This window comes from Nitratireductor sp. L15S-10, assembly GCF_045011005.1.
Classification (GTDB): Bacteria; Pseudomonadota; Alphaproteobacteria; order Rhizobiales; family Rhizobiaceae; genus Nitratireductor.
In genome coordinates this window covers 2,447,662-2,466,284 of the sequence record NZ_CP120674.1, presented here as the reverse complement: position 1 = coordinate 2,466,284, position 18,623 = coordinate 2,447,662, and the positions used below count along the sequence as shown (strand labels likewise).

General features: G+C 59.7%; 18 protein-coding genes and 2 tRNA genes. 9 read left to right on the top strand and 11 right to left on the bottom strand.

Translation table 11 applies throughout. From position 1 onward, the window contains the following. Positions 1-14: 14 nt before the first annotated feature. On the bottom strand, positions 15-1,199 hold the full coding sequence (locus tag P2W41_RS11820; protein ID WP_292894895.1) for a GNAT family N-acetyltransferase: 1,185 nt from the start codon (positions 1,197-1,199) through the stop codon (positions 15-17). Between the two features lie 81 nt (positions 1,200-1,280). Continuing rightward, positions 1,281-1,496, bottom strand: coding sequence for a DUF2842 domain-containing protein (locus P2W41_RS11815; RefSeq protein WP_292894898.1), 216 nt, complete (start codon positions 1,494-1,496; stop codon positions 1,281-1,283). 167 nt (positions 1,497-1,663) lie between these two features. On the opposite strand from P2W41_RS11815, the gene P2W41_RS11810 reads away from it, so the two are divergent. Continuing rightward, complete coding sequence (locus tag P2W41_RS11810) at positions 1,664-2,782, top strand: COX15/CtaA family protein (protein ID WP_404934974.1); 1,119 nt, start codon at positions 1,664-1,666, stop codon at positions 2,780-2,782. Between the two features lie 72 nt (positions 2,783-2,854). On the opposite strand, the gene argC is transcribed toward P2W41_RS11810, so the two are convergent. The 5 genes from argC to P2W41_RS11785 all read right to left on the bottom strand — a co-directional run bounded on the left by argC (position 2,855) and on the right by P2W41_RS11785 (position 6,574). Further along, entirely contained in the window at positions 2,855-3,784 is a 930-nt protein-coding gene (gene argC / locus P2W41_RS11805) for an N-acetyl-gamma-glutamyl-phosphate reductase (RefSeq protein ID WP_404933239.1), read from the bottom strand. A 90-nt stretch (positions 3,785-3,874) separates the two neighbouring features. Next, positions 3,875-4,822 carry an agmatinase gene (speB, locus tag P2W41_RS11800; RefSeq protein WP_404933238.1) on the bottom strand — a complete coding sequence of 316 codons (948 nt, stop codon included), beginning with the start codon at positions 4,820-4,822 and terminating at the stop codon, positions 3,875-3,877. Positions 4,823-4,928: 106 nt separating this feature from the next. Continuing rightward, on the bottom strand, positions 4,929-5,411 hold the full coding sequence (rpsI, locus tag P2W41_RS11795) for a 30S ribosomal protein S9 (RefSeq protein WP_292894906.1): 483 nt from the start codon (positions 5,409-5,411) through the stop codon (positions 4,929-4,931). Further along, complete coding sequence (gene rplM, locus P2W41_RS11790) at positions 5,411-5,875, bottom strand: 50S ribosomal protein L13 (RefSeq protein WP_007007923.1); 465 nt, start codon at positions 5,873-5,875, stop codon at positions 5,411-5,413. The genes rpsI and rplM overlap by 1 nt, the downstream gene beginning before the upstream one ends. A 279-nt stretch (positions 5,876-6,154) precedes the next feature. Continuing rightward, positions 6,155-6,574: a PaaI family thioesterase gene (locus P2W41_RS11785; protein WP_404933237.1), complete on the bottom strand. Its 420-nt coding sequence runs from the start codon at positions 6,572-6,574 to the stop codon at positions 6,155-6,157. 170 nt (positions 6,575-6,744) lie between these two features. Here P2W41_RS11785 and P2W41_RS11780 point away from each other — a divergent pair, with 170 nt between their 5' ends. Then, a complete protein-coding gene (locus P2W41_RS11780) occupies positions 6,745-7,563 on the top strand; it encodes an enoyl-CoA hydratase (RefSeq protein WP_292894920.1) in 819 nt (272 codons plus the stop codon). A gap of 560 nt (positions 7,564-8,123) precedes the next feature. Here the strand turns inward: P2W41_RS11780 and P2W41_RS11775 are convergent. After that, positions 8,124-8,456: a hypothetical protein gene (locus P2W41_RS11775; RefSeq protein WP_292894923.1), complete on the bottom strand. Its 333-nt coding sequence runs from the start codon at positions 8,454-8,456 to the stop codon at positions 8,124-8,126. Between the two features lie 172 nt (positions 8,457-8,628). On the opposite strand from P2W41_RS11775, the gene P2W41_RS11770 reads away from it, so the two are divergent. Both P2W41_RS11770 and P2W41_RS11765 read left to right on the top strand, forming a co-directional pair. Continuing rightward, complete coding sequence (locus P2W41_RS11770; protein WP_292894925.1) at positions 8,629-9,150, top strand: CoA-binding protein; 522 nt, start codon at positions 8,629-8,631, stop codon at positions 9,148-9,150. A 104-nt stretch (positions 9,151-9,254) separates the two neighbouring features. Next, a complete protein-coding gene (locus P2W41_RS11765; protein ID WP_292894928.1) occupies positions 9,255-10,538 on the top strand; it encodes an O-acetylhomoserine aminocarboxypropyltransferase in 1,284 nt (427 codons plus the stop codon). Between the two features lie 133 nt (positions 10,539-10,671). Here P2W41_RS11765 and P2W41_RS11760 read toward each other — a convergent pair whose 3' ends face one another. Beyond that, on the bottom strand, positions 10,672-11,871 hold the full coding sequence (locus tag P2W41_RS11760; protein ID WP_404933236.1) for a cytochrome P450: 1,200 nt from the start codon (positions 11,869-11,871) through the stop codon (positions 10,672-10,674). Between the two features lie 214 nt (positions 11,872-12,085). Between P2W41_RS11760 and P2W41_RS11755 the strand changes: the two genes are divergently transcribed. The 4 genes from P2W41_RS11755 to hupB all read left to right on the top strand — a co-directional run bounded on the left by P2W41_RS11755 (position 12,086) and on the right by hupB (position 17,598). Then, positions 12,086-12,718 (top strand): ATP-dependent Clp protease proteolytic subunit, encoded by a 633-nt coding sequence (locus P2W41_RS11755; protein WP_292894934.1) that lies wholly within the window; start codon positions 12,086-12,088, stop codon positions 12,716-12,718. A 320-nt stretch (positions 12,719-13,038) separates the two neighbouring features. Further along, a complete protein-coding gene (gene clpX / locus P2W41_RS11750; RefSeq protein WP_292894937.1) occupies positions 13,039-14,313 on the top strand; it encodes an ATP-dependent Clp protease ATP-binding subunit ClpX in 1,275 nt (424 codons plus the stop codon). A gap of 325 nt (positions 14,314-14,638) precedes the next feature. Beyond that, on the top strand, positions 14,639-17,065 hold the full coding sequence (gene lon / locus P2W41_RS11745; protein ID WP_292894940.1) for an endopeptidase La: 2,427 nt from the start codon (positions 14,639-14,641) through the stop codon (positions 17,063-17,065). A gap of 257 nt (positions 17,066-17,322) precedes the next feature. Beyond that, entirely contained in the window at positions 17,323-17,598 is a 276-nt protein-coding gene (gene hupB, locus P2W41_RS11740; RefSeq protein ID WP_223020414.1) for a DNA-binding protein HupB, read from the top strand. Positions 17,599-17,712: 114 nt separating this feature from the next. Here hupB and P2W41_RS11735 read toward each other — a convergent pair whose 3' ends face one another. Together P2W41_RS11735 and P2W41_RS11730 are read right to left on the bottom strand one after the other, a co-directional pair. Next, positions 17,713-18,183 (bottom strand): acetyltransferase, encoded by a 471-nt coding sequence (locus P2W41_RS11735; RefSeq protein WP_292894946.1) that lies wholly within the window; start codon positions 18,181-18,183, stop codon positions 17,713-17,715. 91 nt (positions 18,184-18,274) lie between these two features. Then, positions 18,275-18,350: transfer RNA gene (locus P2W41_RS11730), tRNA-Val, on the bottom strand. A 184-nt stretch (positions 18,351-18,534) separates the two neighbouring features. Here P2W41_RS11730 and P2W41_RS11725 point away from each other — a divergent pair. Then, positions 18,535-18,611, top strand: a tRNA-Asp gene (locus P2W41_RS11725). The last annotated feature ends 12 nt before the right edge of the window (positions 18,612-18,623 follow it).

Genomic DNA, 18,623 nt, shown 5'->3' with positions numbered 1-18,623 from the left:
CCTCTCGGCGAGGCTCAGCGATGTGCTGAGCCAAGCTGGCGCCGCAGTGCCTTCGCCAGCCGCCAGAGCCTGGGATTGTTGTTGATCAGATGCTTGGCGCGCGCGGCAGCGGACAGTCCGGAGGCCAGGACGCGGCCCTTCCCGGTAAGCGGAACGAATGTGTCGAACTGGATGGTTTCCAGATCGCACCACAGACGTTTGTAGTACTCGTCGCCAACGCTGAAATCATAGATTTTCAGCCCTTCCGAACACGCTTCCTGAATGTTCTCATAGAAGAGGAAACGGCCGGGGCTGGCATCGGTCAGTTCATCGTCCGCGATTGAACTGAACTCGCAGACTAGGCGATCGCCCGTGCGGCTTGAGCCTGTTACGGCACGGAGCTTTCCGGCCACTTCAAGCCCGTGAAGCACGAAGCGCGGATCTTGCGTCTCAGCCGCATCACCAAACAGTGTGCGAAACGCGTTTTTCACCGCGTCAGGTGCAAAAACATTCTGAATGCCCATCTGGGCGAAGCGGTGCGCCTTCATGTCAAAGAAGGCGTTAAGCATCACTTCAGCTTCGGCGCGTGAACGGGCGAGACGGCGCTCCACCTTACCGGCAGCCTCCAGTTTACGTGCCTGAGAGCGATGCTGCTTTCGCTTCCGCTTGCCACTGGAACGCGCGAGCACCGCATCAAAGCCCCCGTCCAGATTGACCGCAAGCGAGACATTGGGACTGTCGCTATGCGGCCAGCCCAGCAGGGGATTGTCCTGACCGGCGCACTCACGCAGTTGTCGTTCGAGAACCAGAACGTCGATCTCCGGCCGGGCTTGCCGGATGCCATCGCGCAGCGCGGTGAGATGTGTTTTGGGAAAACCGTCGCAAAGCCGAACGTGAAGGGCGGGAAAATTACCGTTGGCGTGACGGTCGCCTATGAAACGGGCGATGCGAAAGCGGCCCTTCTGAACGACCTCGAGCGCAAGGCTCAGCAAGTGTCCCTGCCCGTCGCAAAGGCGCACGATGATTGAAGGATGAGGCGTGTGTCTGGTCCACGCTGACACCCAGTCGGGGCTTTGGGCGGGCATGAAGCAGGCCTCGGCGCAGTCCTCGCGGTAGCGCCGCAGAACCGCAGCGCTGGCATCGCACACTTCAACGCTGAGACCATTCCCGCCTTTCATGCCGGCGGGAGGAACACGCTCTGGCTGCCTGGCAAACGTCATCTTCCATCGCTGTTATCGAAGCCGCCTTTCCGGCAGCGCCGTTTCTGTGTAGCGATAAAAGGTGAAGGAATAATCGACGGTTCAGGCGTCGCGCTCGGGCTTGCCGATCATCCAGCGGATGATGAACATGGCCGGGATGATCCAGAGCAGTCCGGTCAGGAAGAAATAGGCAAGGTGGATCAATGGGCCTGACTGAGCCAACTGAGCGACAGCAATCGCGGTCGATAAGATGGCGTAAATGGCTACAAGCGCGACGAGCGCGACCATGCCAATGAATTTTCGCAGACGTACGGGCATGACAAACACCTTTTGCTCGTCTCATAGAGCGCGGGAAGAGGGGATGCAATCACGCAACTGACGTGGCGCGACGGCTTGTCGCGCAAAGGGTGGTTCGACTTGCAAGTCAGAGGGCTTTGGTTCACCAACGGTCAACTTCCAAAATGACGATGGCTGACGCTGTGGATATGACCGCTTCCAGTGCTGCAAGGGCAGATGTCTCGCAGGAGACTCTTTTGCGCAACCGCAAATTCGTGCGCTTCTGGCTTTATTTTGTGCTTTTGACGCTGTTCGCCCTGGTAATCGTCGGCGGAGCGACCCGGCTGACGGAATCGGGCCTCTCCATCACGGAGTGGAAACCGATTCATGGTGTCATCCCGCCACTGAGCGAGGCCGAATGGCAGGAGGAACTGGAGAAATACCGCCAGATTCCTGAATACCAGCAGGTCAACAAGGGCATGAGCCTCGATGATTTCAAGACCATCTTCTGGTGGGAGTGGGCGCATCGGCTGCTAGCGCGCGGTGTTGGTTTCGTTTTTGCGCTGCCGTTGGCCTTTTTCTGGTTGACTGGGCGGCTCGAAAACAGCCTGAAGCCGAAGCTTCTTGGCATTCTGGCGCTGGGTGGCCTGCAGGGTGCGGTCGGCTGGTGGATGGTCGCCTCCGGCCTGGTGGACCGGGTCGATGTGAGCCAGTACAGGCTTGCCACGCACCTCACCATCGCCTGCCTCATCTTCGCCGCTACGGCGCTGGTCGCTCGTGGCCTTGCGCCGCACTCCACCGGCAGGGCGGAGGAAGGTGTGCGCCGCTTCGCCGGCTGGATGGTGATCGCGGTGCTGTTCCAGATTTACCTAGGCGGTCTTGTCGCCGGTCTGCGCGCCGGAATGACCTACAACACCTGGCCGCTGATGGACGGCGCGCTGGTGCCGGGCGGACTGTTTGCGCAGACGCCGGCCTGGATCAATTTCTTCGAGAACCCGAAAATGGTGCAATTTGTACACAGGCTCGGCGCCTATGCGCTTCTGGTCCTCGCGCTCTGGCAGATCGTGTTCGTGATCCGGCGGGAACCGGGGACGCCACATGCACGCCGCACCATCCTCTTTGGGATTCTGGTGTTGGCGCAGGCCGCCATCGGCATCATGACCCTTATCATGGTCGTGCCCATCGACGTGGCGCTCACGCATCAGGGGGTGGCGCTTGTCGTGCTTTTCTTCGCCTGCGCTCACTGGCGCGCGACCAAGGGGCCTTATCCTCTCCCTGAACCGTCACACCGCAAACGTGACGAGGACGAGGTCTACGCCGCCGTATAATTTCAGATAAACGACCAAATAAAAAAGGCGCGTCTGTCGGGGCGCGCCTTCATTCTTGCCATGAGCAGAAGCTCAAAGTCCTTTTAACATCAGATCCATGTTCTGCACCGCTGCACCTGAAGCGCCCTTGCCGAGATTGTCATAGACGGCAATGAGCAGCGCCTGCGCTCGGGCGTCGTTGGCAAAGACGTGCAGCGTCATCGTGTTGGTGTCGTTGTGGGTCTCGGGGTCGATATCCGCCGTGCGTTCGATTGCGGCGAGTGGGGCGACCTTCACTACACCGCCCTCAATCGCGCCGTAATGGTCGGCGAGTACAGCATGGAGTTCCGCGGCTGAAGGAACCCGGTCGAGATGCCCAAGCTGCAGGGGGAGGGCGGTCAGCATGCCCTGGGCGAAATTGCCCACCGCCGGCTGCATCAGCGGCGTGCCTGCAAGCCCCGCATAGGTCTGGAGTTCGGGCAGGTGTTTGTGGTTGAGTGTGAGCGCATAAGGCATGAATTTCGGTGCTTCGGCGCCCTTCGCCTCATAGTCCTCGATCATGCTGCGGCCGCCACCCGAATAGCCCGAGATGCCGTTGACGGTGACGGGCAGATCGGCGGGCAGAAGGCCTGCACCGATGAGCGGTCGTAGAAACGCGATGGAGCCCTGCGGCCAGCAACCGGGATTGGCAACCCGTTTCGCGTCGCGGATCGCAGCGCCCTGCGCCCTGTCCATCTCCGCAAAGCCATAAGTCCAGCCCTCCGCGACGCGATGAGCCGTGGAGGCATCAATGACGCGGGTTGCGTCATTCTCGATCAGCGAGACGCTTTCACGCGCGGCGTCGTCCGGCAGGCATAAAATCGCGATGTCGGCCCTGTTGAGGAACTCCGCACGCGCCGCAGGATCCTTGCGCTTCTCGGCGGAGATGGAGATCACCTCGATGTCGCGGCGCTCGGCCAGACGCGTCCTGATCTGCAGGCCGGTGGTGCCGTGTTCGCCGTCGATGAAGATTTTCGCCGTCATGATGTCAGTCCTGGAAAAGAGTCTTGTTTCAACTGGTTGCGCACGCGTTTGGAATCAATCCTTAAAGCGCTTGAATCGATGCTTCAGCTCTTATCGTCGCCTTCTCACTGCGAGAAGGCCGAGATAGTGCATGGCGATGGTCGCGCCGGCGATTGCCGTTACATCGGCATGATCGTAGGCAGGGGCAATTTCGACAATGTCCGCACCGACCATGTTGAGCGCGCCGAGCTGGCGCAAAACCGAGAGCATTTTCGCACTGGACGGGCCGCCGGCCACGGGGGTTCCGGTGCCTGGCGCATAGGCGGGATCAAGGCAGTCGATGTCGAAGGTAATATAGGCGGGGCGGGTGCCCACACGCGCAAGAATAGCTTCGGCGATCTCCGCGGCCTTCATCTCTTCCACATCATAGCCATGCAGGATCGCAATGCCGCAATCTTCAGGCGCGTGCGTGCGGATGCCGACCTGAATGGAAGCAGCCGGATCGATGACGCCATCCCGCACCGCACGCCCGACGAAGGAGCCATGGTCGATCCGCTTGCCGTCATCGTGCCACGTGTCCTGATGGGCATCGAACTGGACGAGCGCGAGCGGGCCGTGCTTTGCCGCATGGGCTTTCAGCAGCGGCCAAGTGACGAAATGATCGCCGCCAAGCGACAGTAGAAAGGCGCCGGCCTTTAGTATCTTCGTCGCTTCGCGCTCGATGGTCGCCGGTGTCTTCTGATGATTGCCGTAATCGAGCAGGCAGTCGCCATAATCAATGACGGACATTTCTGCGAACAGCTCCGCGCCAAACGGATATTGAGGGTCATTGTCGAAGATCGCCGAGGCACGGCGGATCGCCTGTGGACCGAAACGCGCGCCCGGTCGATTGGAGACGGCTGCGTCGAACGGGATGCCCCAGACCACAACGTCGGCGCCCTTCAGTGATTTGGTGAACTTGCGGCGCATGAAGGAGAGCGCTCCCGCATAGGTGGGGTCGCTGGCCGCACTGGTGAGGGTGCGGGCGGTGAATGCGTGGTCGATGGAATTCGACGGCATGGCGCTTCTCCTGTGATGATCCAGATGGGTAGGGTGAAGCCAAAACCCGCGCAAGAAAAAAGCGGACCCGAAGGCCCGCTTTTTCGTATCCGGCAGTTCTGGAAGCTTAGCGCTTGGAGAACTGGAACGAGCGGCGAGCCTTTGCCCGGCCATACTTCTTGCGCTCGACCACGCGGCTGTCGCGGGTCAGGAAGCCACCCTTCTTGAGGACGCCGCGCAGCTCTGGTTCGTAATGGGTCAGAGCCTTGGAGATGCCGTGACGGACGGCACCGGCCTGACCGGACAGGCCTCCACCGACGACGGTGGCGACGATGTCATACTGGCCGTTGCGGTCGGCAGCGACGATCGGCTGCTGTAGGATCATCTGCAGAACCGGGCGTGCGAAATATGCCTGGAACTCCTTGCCGTTGACGGTGATCTTGCCGGAGCCCGGCTTGACCCACACGCGGGCAATGGCGTTCTTGCGCTTGCCGGTGGCGTAAGCGCGGCCCTGGGCGTCCAGCTTCTGCACATGCACCGGAGCTTCCTGCTCGGCGGTCTGCGCAGCGGTTGCCGCACCCAGCTCTTCGAGGGAATTGATTTCGGCCATTACTGGGCCCTCACATTCTTCTTGCTCATGGCGGCGACGTCGAGCGTCTCCGGGTTCTGGGCGGCGTGCGGATGCTCGGCGCCGGCGTAGACGCGCAGATTCTTCATCTGGCGGCGACCAAGCGGACCGCGCGGGATCATGCGCTCAACGGCCTTCTCAAGCAGACGCTCGGGGAACCGCCCCTCGAGCAGCTGGCGCGCGGTGCGCTCCTTGATGCCGCCGGGGTGACCCGTGTGCCAGTAGTATTTCTTGTCGGTGTATTTCTTGCCGGTCAGCACAACCTTGTCGGCATTGATGATGATGACATTGTCGCCATCGTCCACATGCGGGGTGAAGGTGGGCTTGTGCTTGCCGCGGAGACGGTTTGCAACGATAGAAGCGAGACGGCCGACGACAACGCCTTCGGCGTCGATCAGGATCCACTTCTTCGTCACTTCCGCAGGCTTCTGCGAAAAGGTTTTCATGGGTCTTTTTCCACTTTCATGAACCCGGCCGAAAGGCTGGGCGTTTCTTGTTGCTTGTGTTTGACATTGTCGAAACCCGGCAGGCTCAGGCAATGCAAACCAATGCAGCACGACAGTTAAGGTGCAGCGCTGGTTATCTATAGGGGGGTGGGATGGACGTCAAGTGCAATATTTTGGGCGGCGTCATGAAAACATCAATAAAAACAAGAGGTTGAAATTACGGTATCCAGATACCGCCATAAATCAGCGCTGCTTACCGCATTTCTGAGGCAGAACGGGTCATTCGGCGGGCGGGATGGAGTAGGTTCCGGTGGCGTGAGCGACGGTTCCGCCTGTATCGCCGGCCACCAGTTCGGCCTCGAAAACCATCAGCCGGCGACCGAGTTTCAGAATGCGGCAATGGCCGTCCACCGTGCCGGGGCCGGCCTTGCGCATGAAGTTTATGTTGAGATTGGTGGTCACGGCGAGCGCCTTGCGGCCGATATGGGAGAGCGCACACACATAGCCGCCGATATCGGCCAGCGCAAAGAGAGACGGACCGGAAACCGTGTCGCCGGGACGCAGATGCCGGAACCCGGCCTCAAGCCGCACCGTACAGCCACCCGGAGAGACGTTAAGCGCGCGATAGTCGGGAACCTCACCGCTGCAGGCCTGTGGAAACACTTCGCGCAGATATGAATTGACTTCTTCGGCGTTCATCACCGGTTGGAACCTTTGTCCACCGCTGCGTGCATCCATCAACCTTGTCCTCCCCATTTTGCCTGACTGGCGCTTTGCGAAGGCGCCCAATCGATGAGAGAATTGCCGGATTGCCGGATCAACACAAGCGGCACTAAGGTGGCAACGCATCACACGCAGGGAGGAAGACCATGGCCGAAGCGGCTGCAGATCAGGAGAGGATACAGGCACCCGTCGCTGTGAGCGAGGCCGATGGCATCCTGCGGCTGACGCTTGCCAGCCCGCCGGCCAATGCGCTGTCCATTGCCATGATGGAGGCGCTGAAAGGCGCTCTCGAGCGCGCCCGCGACGACGAAGCGGTGCGTGTCATCATTCTCCGCTCCGAAGGCAGGGTGTTTTGTGCCGGCCATGATCTGAAGGAGTTGACGGCGCACCGTGCTGACGCGGACCGGGGCAGGGGGTTCTTCGAAAAGACCATGCTTCTGTGCGCCAGCCTGATGCAGACCATCGTGCGCCACCCCAAGCCGGTGATTGCCGAGGTGAGCGGGGTCGCCACCGCTGCCGGCTGCCAGCTTGTCGCCTCCTGTGACCTTGCGGTTGCGAGCGATACGGCGCGGTTTGCAACGCCGGGTGTCAATATCGGCCTGTTCTGTTCGACGCCCATGGTGGCTCTGTCGCGCAATATTTCGCGCAAGCACGCCATGGAAATGCTGCTTACGGGAGAGATGATCGACGCGCAGACGGCCCGTTCGTTCGGTCTGGTCAATCGTGTGGTGCCGCAGGATGTCTTGAATCAGACCGCGATGAATTTCGCACAAACCATTGCTTCCAAATCACCTTTGACGCTCAAGATCGGTAAGGAAGCGTTCTACTCACAGGCCGAGATGGAACTTTCGCAGGCCTATGACTACACGGTGCGGGTGATGGTGGAGAACATGATGGCGCGAGATGCGGAAGAAGGTATTGGCGCCTTTATCGAAAAACGCGCGCCGCAATGGCAGGGCAAATAGAAGAGCCTGCCGATAACGGCAGGCAGTCTGTATTTTGCGGCTGCCCCGGTTTTCGTCAGTCATCCGTCCAGCAGATGTGCACGGGGCACGCATCCGTATCGAAAGCGGGGACGCGCCGAACCTTCAACGTGTTGAATGCGGCCGGACACTCCTCGAGATTTGCCACGAACCGATCATAACGCTGAATGGGACCGCCGTTTCTGGACGGGTAGCGCAAAATGATTGAACCGTGTTTTCTAATGGACGCCTGGATTTGCTGACAGGTCAGTCCTGCGGCCCATGTACTTTGGTTGGGGAACAGCAGGACCGTACCCAGGATTGTGACCAAAAGCTTGTGCATGGCTTCCCTTTCCGAACATCGTTGCAAGTCACGCCATCTCCGGAGAAAAATGGCGCACCGGCGAGGTGCGGCGGGAAGTAATGCCTGAGGCTAGTTCAGGGAAAAAGTTGATATAAGCATAAATGAATAAAGGATTTTTTCTGTTTTTAAGTATATCATTCCGGCTGGTATCAGCGACCGGAATGGAGCCCTGATCTGTCCTGTAAGGCGGCAGGAAAAATCAGTGGGATTTAAACCAGGGACGTTGGAAAAGCCGCTCCCTGATTTCCGGTTTGCAGCGTAGCACCGGGCAGGATTCGCGGTCTGCCGCAGGAATGGTAGCGCGGGCACCGATATGGCCAACGGGGCAAAGCCGCTCATGCGACACATAGCGATCATAGCGCGGGAGACTGGGGTTGTTGCGCGACTGATAACGCATGATGGCAGCACCCTCCGCCGCGATCCGCGCTTGCACCTCGGCGCAGCTCATGGCAGTTGACGTGTAACGGGATATTGCCTCTGCCGGGCTGGCGATGAGCGTCGCTCCGATGGCGAGTATTGCGTATCTCAACATGTTCGACCCCTGGTTTACTGCGGGCTGGAATAAGCAGAACCTTATCATGAAGCTTGTTTGCGCCGAGAATGCGGTCGGCCGGGGTTTCAAGATCGGGCTGGCCCGACGGGTGCCATTCGCGGCAAGCCGAGGAGAAGAACAACACCGACAAAGCGAATCTCCGGGAGCGACGATGAACCACGACAAATATGACGATGCCTACATCTCCGGTATTCTGAATGCGGTAAAGACGGTCGCCATCGTCGGCGCATCTGCCAATGAGGTGCGACCGAGCTTCTTCGTCACCAAATATCTGATCGACAAGGGCTATTCGGTGTTTCCCGTCAATCCCGGGCAGGCAGGCAGGGAGATTGCCGGACGACCGGTCGTTGCCCGTCTCGCCGATTTGTCGGAACCGGTGGACATGGTCGACATCTTCCGCCCTTCGGCCGCCATCCCCGGCGTGACGGATGAGATACTGGCAATGGACCCGCTCCCCAAGGTGGTCTGGATGCAGCTTACGGTGCGTGACGATGCTTCCGCCGGGAGGTTGGAGGAAAAGGGGATCCAGGTGGTGATGGATCGCTGCCCGAAGATCGAGTATGCCCGGCTCTCCCGCGAGATTGGCTGGAACGGTGTGAACAGCCGGGTCATTTCCTCGAAAAAGCCCATCATGCGCAAAGGTTTTCAGAGTTTCGGCATACGTCAACGCTGATTTTCCAAAGAACGCCAGCCCACAGGGACAAAACGCCTTTTCCTGCGACGGCGCCCTCTGTATTGATGCCCCGAACGAATATCTGTTTTTTTGGAGGAATAGTCATGAGTGAGCGTACGCCCGGTTTCGACACGCTGGCAGTGCATGCAGGGGCTCAGCCCGATCCGGCGACAGGCGCGCGCGCCACGCCGATCTACCAGACCACCTCCTATGTCTTCGACGATGCGGACCATGCCGCCTCTCTGTTTGGCCTCAAGGCCTTCGGCAATATCTACACCCGCATCATGAACCCGACGCAGGCTGTTCTCGAAGAGCGCGTCGCGGCTCTGGAAGGCGGCACGGCGGCGCTCGCCACGGCGTCGGGTCACGCAGCACAGCTCCTCACTTTCCACACGATCATGAAGCCCGGCGCGAACTTCATCGCTGCCAGGAAACTTTACGGCGGGTCGATCAACCAGTTCGGCCATGCTTTCAAGAACTTTGACTGGCATGTGCGCTGGGCCGATCCGGAAGACCTCGACAGTTTTGAAAGCCAGATCGATGACAATACGCAGGCGATCTTCGTCGAAAGCCTCGCCAATCCCGGCGGCACCTTTGTGGATCTGGAGAAGATCGGCAATGTCGCCCGCAAGCATGGCCTGCCGTTCATCGTCGACAACACCATGGCCTCACCCTATCTGTTGCGCCCCATTGAGCACGGCGCCGATGTTGTTTTGCACTCGCTGACCAAGTTCATGGGCGGCCACGGCAATTCCGTGGGCGGTGTTCTGGTCGACGGTGGTACGTTCGACTGGTCGAAGTCGGGTAAGTATCCAATGCTTTCCGAGCCGCGCCCCGAATATGGCGGCATGGTATTGCATGAGACCTTTGGCAATTTCGCGTTCGCGATTGCCGCCCGCGTCTTGGGACTGCGTGATTTCGGCCCGGCGATCTCGCCCTTCAACGCGTTCCAGATTCTGACCGGCATCGAGACGCTCGCCCTTCGCATGCAACGTCACAGCGACAATGCGCTCAAGGTCGCCGAGTGGTTGAAGGGCCACGACAAGGTGTCCTGGGTTTCCTATCCGGGCCTGCCCGATGATCCCAATCATGGCCTCATGAAGAAATACTCCCCCAAGGGCGCGGGTGCGGTCTTCACCTTTGGCCTGAAGGACGGCTTCGATGCGGGTGTGAAGGTGGTGGAGAGCGTGGAGCTATTCTCGCATCTGGCCAATATCGGCGACACGAAATCCCTGATCATTCACCCGGCGTCCACCACGCATCGCCAGCTTTCCGATGAGCAAAAGGCTGCAGCTGGTGCAGGCGTCGATGTGATCCGCCTGTCGATCGGTATCGAGGATGTGGAAGACATCATCGCCGATCTGGAGCAGGCGCTGGCCCAGATCTGAACCAGATACGCTTGCTTGGCTTTTTATGCGGCGCGGGCTCTTTGGCCCGTGCCGTTTCCATTTCGCGCGAGACCGAGCCTCGTCAAGAGCCAGTATGCCAGCGGCAGTCCAGCCGCTCAAGCCCATGAAAATGTTAGGTGTCGCCATAGGTCGGTGGCGCCTTCAGAGCGAGCGGGGGCAGGCGTTCGAACAGAACTTTCAATCCCACCTGCATTTCCAGTCGCGCCAGTGGCGCACCTATACAAAAATGGATGCCGGCACCGAACGAGACGTTTTTTTGATCTCCACGTCCAGGCCGGAAGTTGCGCGGATGATCGAAGGCGCGCGGGTCGCTATTGGCCGCACCCAGCATCAGCCCCAAGGTTTCGCCGGGCTTCAGGGTGAGGCCAGCCGTGACCTCAACGGTCTCGTAGGCGTAGCGTGTGAACATGTGCAGCGGCGGATCGTAGCGCAGGCATTCCTCGACCGTGGCCGCCGTCTCTGCCTCGGAGGCGAAGAAGCGGCGCGGGTCGCCGCCCTGCGCAAGAATGGTGGATATGGCATTGCCGAGCTGGTGCACGGTCGCTTCGTGTCCCGCATTCAGGAGCAGGATCGCAGACGAAGCTAGTTCATCTTCGGAAAGCTGCTCACCATCTTCTTTCGCGGAGATCAGAAGGCTTAGCAGATCATCGCCGGGAGAGGCACGCCGCTTCACGGCATAGGCACGGATGAAGGCGGAGAAGTCGCGTGCGGCCGCGTCGGCGCGGCGCTGGGTTTTCTCATCCGAGCCATGCATATACATGGCCACCATACGGTGCGACCACTCGACCAGTTGCGGCCCCATTTCGCCCGGAACGCCAAGCATTTCCGTGATGATGACCAGCGGTATGGGCGTTGCGTAGGCGGCAAGGAGCTCCGCCTCGCCATCCCGCTCGAAGCCGGTGATGAGTTCATGGCAAAGTGCTTCGACGCGCGGGCGCAGGCGCTCCACCTGACGCGAAACGAAGGCGCGGTTGACGAGTTTTCTGAGCCGCGTATGGACTGGCGGTTCCAGCTCCAGCATGGAGTTCGCCTCGACCGCGTCGAAATGGGCAAGATGTGTTCGGGACGCAGGGTCCGGCTTGCGCCCGTCGGGCTGCTGGCGCCCGAGGCGCCGGTCGCGCAGCGCGCGATTGACGCCGTCATGATCGATCAGGCACCAGAAGCCGTAATTTTCCCAGAAGAAGGCCGGTCCCTGCGCGTGGAGGAACGCGTAGGCGTCATAAGGATTGCAAACGAATTCCGGCTGGTGCGGGTCGAGCTGGACGGATTTTCGATCAGCGTCGAACTGGAGATAGGCAGGCTTGGAGTGCATGTTGCTGGCAATCCGGCTTCCAGGACAGACGATGCCATGTGGCACCAATCGCCATTCATAACGGGCGAATCGGCAGCAGACGAGCATCTTGATACGCGCTTGCTCTTGCGTCAGGGGAAGGGGGCATCCTATTTATCCCCTTGAACCAAACGATTCTGCCGCTTTTGCGCGCGCCGGATTTGCGGCGTGCGACTTCCAACCGAAAGGTATATTCATGCCGAATCCCGTCGATACCGCCATGAATCTGGTGCCCATGGTCGTCGAGCAGACGAACCGGGGTGAACGGGCTTACGACATCTTCTCGCGCCTTCTCAAAGAGCGCATCATCTTTATCACCGGCCCGATCGAGGATGGCATGGCCTCGCTCGTGTGTGCGCAGCTTCTTTTTCTTGAGGCCGACAATCCCAAGAAAGAGATCGCGCTCTACATCAATTCGCCGGGCGGTGTGGTGACCTCGGGCATGGCCATCTACGATACCATGCAGTTCATCCAGCCTCCGGTCTCCACCCTGTGTATCGGCCAGGCCGCGTCCATGGGATCGCTGCTTCTGTGCGCCGGTCACAAGGATATGCGTTTTGCTACGCCCAACGCACGCATCATGGTGCATCAGCCCTCCGGGGGGTTTCAGGGGCAGGCGTCCGATATCGAGCGCCACGCGCAGGACATCATCAAGCTGAAGCGTCGCCTGAACGAGGTCTATGTCCAGCATACCGGCCAGGACTACGAGACGATTGAAAAGACGCTCGACCGTGACCACTTCATGACCTCGGACGAGGCGCAGGAGTTCGGCCTGATCGACAAGGTGATCAGTTCGCGCGAAGCGGTCGAGAAAGCGCCCGGATCCTGAGGTCCGTTCAGGCATTCATTAACGCAGGGCCCGGCAAGGCGCCGGGTGAGGCGCGATTCGGTGCGCATTTGCGGCCGATTGCGTCAATTCTGTCACATTTTTGTGTTTGCAGCCGGTGTGTGAACGCCTACGTTAAACCTATATTGAGTTTCCAGAGCCAAGGTCTGGTCAGGGGCTCGGTATGGTTGCCGCGTTTTCGGATTTGTGGTTCGTTTCGAAGACAGAGCGTGGACCACCTGGAGGTTATCCCATCTTCAGGGTCCATGACCGCCCGGCAGGTACGGGGCGACATGCCGGTGGGTAGTGAAAGGACGTAAGACATGAGCAAGGCCAGCAACGGCAGCGGGGACTCCAAGAACACGCTGTACTGCTCCTTCTGCGGCAAGAGCCAGCACGAAGTCCGCAAACTGATTGCGGGACCGACTGTCTTCATCTGCGACGAGTGCGTCGAACTGTGCATGGACATCATCCGCGAGGAAAACAAATCCTCGATGGTGAAGTCGCGCGAGGGCGTGCCCACACCGCAGGAGATCATCGAAGTGCTTGACGATTATGTGATCGGCCAGGGCCACGCCAAGCGCGTGCTTTCCGTGGCGGTCCACAATCACTACAAGCGCCTTGCCCACGCATCCAAGAACGCTGATGTGGAGTTGGCCAAGTCGAATATCCTGCTGATTGGTCCGACGGGCTGCGGCAAGACATTGCTGGCGCAGACACTCGCCCGCATCATCGACGTGCCCTTCACCATGGCCGATGCGACGACGCTCACCGAAGCCGGCTATGTGGGCGAAGATGTCGAGAACATCATTCTCAAGCTGCTGCAGTCGGCCGATTACAATGTCGAGCGCGCGCAGCGTGGCATTGTCTATATCGATGAGATCGACAAGATTTCTCGCAAGTCCGACAATCCTTCGATCACGCGTGACGTGTCAGGCGAGGGCGTGCAGCAGGCATTGCTGAAGATCATGGAAGGCACGGTTGCTTCCGTTCCGCCCCAGGGCGGTCGCAAGCACCCCCAGCAGGAGTTCCTGCAGGTGGACACGGCCAACATACTCTTCATCTGCGGTGGCGCATTTGCTGGCCTTGACAGGATCATCTCCGACCGTGGCCGCAAGACATCCATCGGCTTTGGCGCGACGGTGGCCTCGCCGGAGGATCGTCGAACGGGCGAGCTTTTCCGCCAGGTGGAGCCGGAAGACCTTTTGAAATTCGGTCTTATCCCCGAATTCGTTGGACGTCTCCCGGTTTTGGCGACGCTTGAAGACCTGGACGAGGCTGCTCTCGTGCAGATCCTGAGCGAGCCCAAAAACGCTCTGGTCAAGCAGTATCAGCGCCTGTTCGACATGGAGAATGTGGAACTGACCTTCCATGAAAACGCGCTTGCTGCGATCGCTCGCAAGGCTATCGAGCGCAAGACGGGCGCACGCGGTCTGCGTTCTATCATGGAAGCGATTCTCCTCGACACCATGTTTGAGCTGCCCGCGCTGGAGGGGGTCCAGGAGGTCGTCATCTCCGACGAGGTTGTCGCCGGCAATGCCCGCCCGCTCTATATTTACGCAGAGCGCGAGCAGGAAAAGGGTAACGCCAGCGCCTGACGAAACGTCCGCGTCTGGAAGTTTGAGTGTTTGCGTCACCGGAGTCCTGCTTCGGTGACGTTCGCGTTTTTGCAGCGTCGATGTACCCCAAAACCACCGAATCGGGACGGTCAGAGGTTGCAGGCTGTGTGTCCGGTCCATGCATCCTGCCTAGGCCCTTGATCTTCTCGGTTCATGTCTCCAACTAAGGGAGGAGTAATGGTGGGGTGGTTTCCACACGGACATCGCGCAAAGATGCGGTTGCTTCTGGTGGATAACGCTCTGGCCGGATAGACTGAAACCCGTGGCCGGCTCTCGAGCGGTCGCGGTTTGAAAAGGCTGAAACATGACTGATACCCCCAAGACCGCTGGTGGCACCGCATTTCCCGTATTGCCCCTGCGCGATATCGTGGTGTTCCCGCATATGATCGTCCCGCTCTTCGTCGGCCGCGACAAGTCGATCAAGGCGCTGGAAGAAGTGATGGGCGCCGAGCGTCAGATCCTGCTGGCAACGCAGATGAACGCTGCGGACGACGACCCGGATCCGAGTGGCATTTACGACGTCGGTACGCTTGCCAATGTGCTGCAGCTCCTGAAGTTGCCGGACGGAACGGTAAAGGTGCTGGTCGAGGGAACATCGCGTGCCCGCATTTCGCAGTTCACCGACCGTGAGGAATTCCATGAAGCGACCGCGGATCTGCTCCCGGAGCCGGAAGAGGACCAGGTCGAGATCGAGGCGCTGGCACGTTCGGTCGTTTCCGATTTTGAGAATTACGTAAAGCTCAACAAGAAGATCTCGCCCGAAGTGGTGGGGGCCGCGACCCAGATCGAGGATTACTCGAAGCTGGCCGATACGGTTGCCTCACATCTGGCGATCAAGATTCCCGAGAAGCAGGAAATGCTGGCCACGCTCTCCGTTCGCGAGCGGCTCGAAAAGGCCATGGGCTTCATGGAAGCCGAGATTTCCGTGCTGCAGGTGGAAAAGCGTATCCGTTCGCGCGTCAAGCGTCAGATGGAGAAGACCCAGCGCGAGTACTATCTGAATGAGCAGATGAAGGCCATTCAGAAGGAGCTCGGCGAGGGCGAGGACGGCCGCAACGAGGCTGCCGAACTGGAAGAGCGCATCAACAAGACCAAGCTCTCCAAGGAAGCGCGCGAGAAGGCCGAGGCCGAGCTGAAGAAGCTCAAGACCATGTCGCCCATGTCGGCCGAAGCCACGGTGGTTCGCAACTATCTCGACTGGCTGCTTTCCATACCGTGGAGGAAGCCAAGCAAAATCAAGAACGATCTCGAATTTGCGGAGAATGTGCTCGACACCGATCATTTCGGTCTTGAGAAAGTCAAGGAGCGCATCGTCGAGTACCTGGCAGTCCAGAGCCGTCAGAAGAAGCTCAAGGGGCCGATCCTGTGCCTCGTCGGCCCGCCCGGCGTCGGCAAGACATCGCTCGCCAAGTCCATCGCCAAGGCTACGGGACGTGAATATGTCCGCATGGCGCTCGGCGGTGTGCGTGATGAGGCTGAAATCCGCGGGCACCGTCGCACCTACATCGGCTCGATGCCCGGCAAGGTCGTCCAGTCGATGAAGAAGGCGAAAAAGTCCAACCCGCTCTTCCTGCTCGATGAGATCGACAAGATGGGCATGGATTTCCGTGGTGATCCCTCTTCGGCGCTGCTTGAGGTTCTCGACCCGGAGCAGAATTCGACTTTCATGGACCACTATCTCGAGGTGGAATACGACCTGTCGAGCGTGATGTTTGTCACCACGGCCAACACGCTGAACATTCCGCCAGCGCTGATGGACCGCATGGAGATCATCCGCATCGCCGGCTACACCGAAGACGAGAAGGTGGAGATCGCCAAGCGGCACCTCCTGCCCAAGGCCGTGCGTGAGCATGCTCTGGAGGCGCATGAGTTCTCCGTGACCGATGGCGCGCTCCAGCAGATCATCCGCACCTACACACGTGAGGCGGGTGTTCGCAATCTCGAGCGTGAACTGATGAAGCTCGCCCGCAAGGCGGTGACGGAAATCCTGCGCAACGCGAAGAAGGACGGCGGCAAGGACAAGGTCGAAGTGACCGAGGACAACCTGTCGGATTATCTGGGCGTGCAGCGTTATCGCTTCGGTCAGGCCGAGGGTGAGGACCAGGTTGGTGTCGTGACGGGTCTCGCGTGGACGGAAGTTGGCGGCGAGTTGCTCACCATTGAAGGCGTCATGATGCCCGGCAAGGGCAAGATGACCGTTACCGGCAATCTGCGCGACGTGATGAAGGAATCGATCTCCGCTGCGGCATCCTATGTCCGCTCGCGCGCCGTCGATTTCGGCATCGAGCCGCCGGTCTTCGACAAGAAGGACATCCACGTGCACGTGCCGGAAGGCGCTACCCCCAAGGATGGTCCGTCTGCGGGCGTTGCGATGGCCACATCCATCGTGTCCATCATGACCGGCATTCCGGTGCGCAAGGACATCGCCATGACCGGCGAGATCACACTGCGTGGCCGTGTGCTTCCAATCGGTGGCCTGAAGGAAAAGCTTCTTGCTGCTTTGCGCGGTGGGATCAAGAAGGTGCTCATTCCTGAAGAGAACGCCAAGGATCTGGCAGACATTCCCGAGAACGTGAAGAACGGCCTCGAGATTGTTCCCGTAAGCCGCGTCGGCGAGGTGCTGGAACATGCGCTTACCCGCATGCCCGAGCCGATCGAATGGGTGGAGCCCGTCGAGCCGGCCGGAAAGGTCGCTGCAGGCGGGACCGAAGGGCAAACAATCGCCCATTGATTCCGTTTCGCCGCACCGGTTGAGCAAAGGCGCGTAACCGGTGCGGTGCAAGGGATTGAGGCATTTCCACGCCGTATTTTCGGCAGAATCATCAGAAGCCGGGCATTTTGCCCGGCTTTTCTGTCGAAAACCGCAGAAAACGTGGGTTTTAGAGCGCCTGAAAGCATTTCGTGCTTGGTGGCGGCAATTGTTCTCCCTAGACTGCCTCGAGCCGAGTGAGTCGCATCACTTGGTCCTTATCAGGAAGGGGTAATTACATGAACAAGAACGAGCTCGTATCCGCAGTCGCAGAAGAGGCAGGCCTCTCCAAAGGCGACGCCCAGTCCGCGGTCGATGCGGTTTTCTCCGTGATCGAAGGCGAACTCAAAAAGGGTGGGGACGTGCGCCTCGTCGGCTTCGGCAACTTCTCCGTCTCGCGGCGTGAAGCCTCAACGGGCCGCAACCCGCAGACCGGTGCTACGGTTCAGATCCCGGCTCGCAACGTGCCGAAGTTCTCGGCCGGCAAGGGCCTCAAGGACGCGGTCAACAGCTGATCGCGCCCTCAAGGGAATGCAAGAAAAGCCGGGTTCCAGCCCGGCTTTTCTTTTGTCTCAAACACGAGAGCGACGCTGGCGTCATTCTCTGTCCGGCACCCTTGCGGAGGTGGCCTACCCCGCCTGTCTGGAGCGCGTCTTGCATGCCTCAAGGGACATATGAAGAAGCGGATAGGGGCGACCTGCGCCATCCCTCGGCGAGCGCGCCTTCACCTCGAAGCCCATCTTTCGATAGAAGCCAAGTGCCAGCTCATTCTGCTCGTTGACATCCAGGGTAATGTGTCTGCCGGCGACCTCGCGCGCATGTGCGATTAAGCGCGCACCAAGACCTGTGCCGCGCGAATCCGGATCCACGAACAGACTGTCAATATGCCCTTCGCAGAGTCCCATGAAGGCGAGGGGCGAATCCTCTTCATCGACTGCGACCCACAGGTCCGCACCCGGAAGATAGGTTCCGGCCACGTCGGCCTCGATCGCGCGGAAGTCTGATTCAGAGAGGAAGTCATGCGTCGCGCGGACAGACCGCCGCCAGATCTCGATAAGGTCGACGAGGTCGTCTTTTCGGGATTTGCGAATCTCGGACACGCATCTACTCCAGGGGAGAGGGGGGACAAGTGAGTGGCACGGCAACGTGCCGGGGCGAAGAAGTCGCAACATTCGCGGAATGAGGAGGGAATGGTGGGCGATGACAGGCTCGAACTGCCGACATCTTCGGTGTAAACGAAGCGCTCTACCAACTGAGCTAATCGCCCATTCCAAGCGGATCGTTTAGGGGGTTCGCGCTCGGATCGCAAGCAAAAAACACCTTCTCCAACGCATATTGAACCAACATCAAGAAAGTTTCACAAACTGCAGATTGGCTGCTTGACACCACATCAAGAACCCCCTAATTCAGCGCTCATCGACGCGTTGCTGCTTCGGCACAGCGCCTCAAGCGCGGGTGTAGCTCAGTTGGTTAGAGTGCCGGCCTGTCACGCCGGAGGTCGCGGGTTCGAGCCCCGTCACTCGCGCCACTTCCCATAAAT

What these genes read in the sequence shown, in the direction of transcription:
- P2W41_RS11820 (WP_292894895.1), bottom strand. Translation starts at nt 1,199, where the DNA reads ATGACGTTTGCCAGGCAGCCAGAGCGTGTTCCTCCCGCCGGCATGAAA.
- P2W41_RS11815 (WP_292894898.1), bottom strand. Translation starts at nt 1,496, where the DNA reads ATGCCCGTACGTCTGCGAAAATTCATTGGCATGGTCGCGCTCGTCGCG.
- P2W41_RS11810 (WP_404934974.1), top strand. Translation starts at nt 1,664, where the DNA reads ATGACCGCTTCCAGTGCTGCAAGGGCAGATGTCTCGCAGGAGACTCTT.
- argC (WP_404933239.1), bottom strand. Translation starts at nt 3,784, where the DNA reads ATGACGGCGAAAATCTTCATCGACGGCGAACACGGCACCACCGGCCTG.
- speB (WP_404933238.1), bottom strand. Translation starts at nt 4,822, where the DNA reads ATGCCGTCGAATTCCATCGACCACGCATTCACCGCCCGCACCCTCACC.
- rpsI (WP_292894906.1), bottom strand. Translation starts at nt 5,411, where the DNA reads ATGGCCGAAATCAATTCCCTCGAAGAGCTGGGTGCGGCAACCGCTGCG.
- rplM (WP_007007923.1), bottom strand. Translation starts at nt 5,875, where the DNA reads ATGAAAACCTTTTCGCAGAAGCCTGCGGAAGTGACGAAGAAGTGGATC.
- P2W41_RS11785 (WP_404933237.1), bottom strand. Translation starts at nt 6,574, where the DNA reads ATGAACGCCGAAGAAGTCAATTCATATCTGCGCGAAGTGTTTCCACAG.
- P2W41_RS11780 (WP_292894920.1), top strand. Translation starts at nt 6,745, where the DNA reads ATGGCCGAAGCGGCTGCAGATCAGGAGAGGATACAGGCACCCGTCGCT.
- P2W41_RS11775 (WP_292894923.1), bottom strand. Translation starts at nt 8,456, where the DNA reads ATGTTGAGATACGCAATACTCGCCATCGGAGCGACGCTCATCGCCAGC.
- P2W41_RS11770 (WP_292894925.1), top strand. Translation starts at nt 8,629, where the DNA reads ATGAACCACGACAAATATGACGATGCCTACATCTCCGGTATTCTGAAT.
- P2W41_RS11765 (WP_292894928.1), top strand. Translation starts at nt 9,255, where the DNA reads ATGAGTGAGCGTACGCCCGGTTTCGACACGCTGGCAGTGCATGCAGGG.
- P2W41_RS11760 (WP_404933236.1), bottom strand. Translation starts at nt 11,871, where the DNA reads ATGCACTCCAAGCCTGCCTATCTCCAGTTCGACGCTGATCGAAAATCC.
- P2W41_RS11755 (WP_292894934.1), top strand. Translation starts at nt 12,086, where the DNA reads ATGCCGAATCCCGTCGATACCGCCATGAATCTGGTGCCCATGGTCGTC.
- clpX (WP_292894937.1), top strand. Translation starts at nt 13,039, where the DNA reads ATGAGCAAGGCCAGCAACGGCAGCGGGGACTCCAAGAACACGCTGTAC.
- lon (WP_292894940.1), top strand. Translation starts at nt 14,639, where the DNA reads ATGACTGATACCCCCAAGACCGCTGGTGGCACCGCATTTCCCGTATTG.
- hupB (WP_223020414.1), top strand. Translation starts at nt 17,323, where the DNA reads ATGAACAAGAACGAGCTCGTATCCGCAGTCGCAGAAGAGGCAGGCCTC.